Annotated in this window: 1 protein-coding gene; it reads right to left on the minus strand. The window is 64.8% G+C overall.

Annotation, left to right across the window (positions count from 1 at the left end):
• Positions 1 to 387 precede the first annotated feature (387 nt).
• Positions 388 to 1,464, minus strand: a complete 1,077-nt coding sequence (locus BLS74_RS33545; RefSeq protein WP_244504150.1) for an IS110 family RNA-guided transposase — start codon at positions 1,462 to 1,464, stop codon at positions 388 to 390.
• Positions 1,465 to 1,584: the final 120 nt, after the last annotated feature.

Here is a 1,584-nt window from a genome sequence, read left to right on the forward strand (position 1 = left end):
CGAGCGGCTGCTTCTATGAGGACTTGTTTGTCAAGCGTTCCGGTCAACGTATCGATGGGTGGTATTTCATGGCGGCCCCCGGGTGTTGCTGAGCGGATGAGACAGTGGCGTGGCATGGTGGGTGATACATCCTGATCCGGAGGTCGGGGTATGGCGAGCGTTCGAGCCAGTGCTCGGACGAACTTCTATCCGTGCAGGGCGTGCAAGCCCTGCACCTCATGCTGCATGCGCGCGAGCGCACTGGCAAACCCCGGTTACCGACGCGCCCCTTCTTTCGAGTCGGTCACTTCTGTGCAGTGACCCGCAGCCGCTTCGGGCGCGTCGACCTTTGATCATGATGATTCGTTCCTTGGCAAGCCGTGCTTCAGTGCGAGGGCTGGCAGTGCCTCAAGCGATGGCTGGCTTGAGAGTCGCCCCGGCCGGAATCTCGCCGTTCTGCAGATAGCGCCAAAATGCGATCGCCAGTTTTCTCGCCAGGGCCACGATACCGACTCTGCGACTGCGCTTGCCGGCGCCTGCGAAGCGTCGGTTGAACCACAGGGTCATGGCGCTGTCGGGCTGCAAGCGCAGCCAACTCCAGGCGAGTTCTACCAGTATCGTGCGCGCTCGCTTATTGCCGGCCTTGCTGATGCCTTGCTCGATCTGGCTGTCGCCGCTGGCATACGGCGTGGGTGCCAGCCCCAGGCAACCGGCCAGCTCGCGCCGGTTGGCGAAGCGCCGCCAGCCGAACACCTCCTTGACCAGCACCCATGCACCCTTGGGCCCGATGGCGCGCAGTTGAGTCAGTTGCGCCACCTGCGGCTGCTTGCCATCGGCCAGTTCCTGGCGCCGCTGGGCCTCCATTGCCTTGACCTGCTGTTTGACCAACGCGAGCCGCGCGCTCTCGCGCTCGATCTCGGCGCGCAAGACAGGCGGCACCTGCTCGCCGTGACGCGCCCACCAGGCGGGCCAGTCGCGACCGCCGATGATGACGTGCGGACGCAGGTTATGGAGCACGAGCAGCGAGCCGATGCGGTTCGTGTGGGCAGTGCGCTCCTGAGTCAGCCGGGCGAGCTCGCGGTGCGTGCGGCGCGCGTCTTCGTCCTCGGGCGTGGGCTCATGCACCACCGACCACACGCGCTCGCCGCGATGATGGCGCAGCAGCATCGCCAACAGCTTGTCGCCATCGATCCGGTCGCTCTTGGCCCGCCGGGCGTGTCGGTTCACCTCGATGCTGGAGGAGTCGACCACGATGTTGTCGACACCCTGCTCGATCAGCCAACGGTGCAGCCACCAGCCGTCGCGTCCTGCTTCATAGCACGAGTGCACCTTGGCCTGTGGCTCGAGCTTGCAGCGCTCCCGGGCCTTGTCGATGCAGTGCGCAACTGCGGCTGTGTCGCCGGCGTCCACGTTGTACCGGCTCGGGCCGTGTCGGCCATCGCTCGCCGTCACCTTCCAGGACTTGTCGCCGAGCTCGAAGCTCATGTACAGGTCGCCCGAGATCGCCGTATCCTTGACCTGTGGGGCTGTCTGGGTTGTCGACATTTCCATCTCCTTTGCCAAGAGGTTGAGGAAATCCCGTTTTAGCTAAGCGGGTCTCGCTCG

Source organism: Variovorax sp. CF079, assembly GCF_900101545.1.
In the GTDB taxonomy this organism is placed as follows: Bacteria; Pseudomonadota; Gammaproteobacteria; order Burkholderiales; family Burkholderiaceae_C; genus Variovorax.

What these genes read in the sequence shown, in the direction of transcription:
- BLS74_RS33545 (WP_244504150.1), bottom strand. Translation starts at nt 1,464, where the DNA reads ATGAGCTTCGAGCTCGGCGACAAGTCCTGGAAGGTGACGGCGAGCGAT.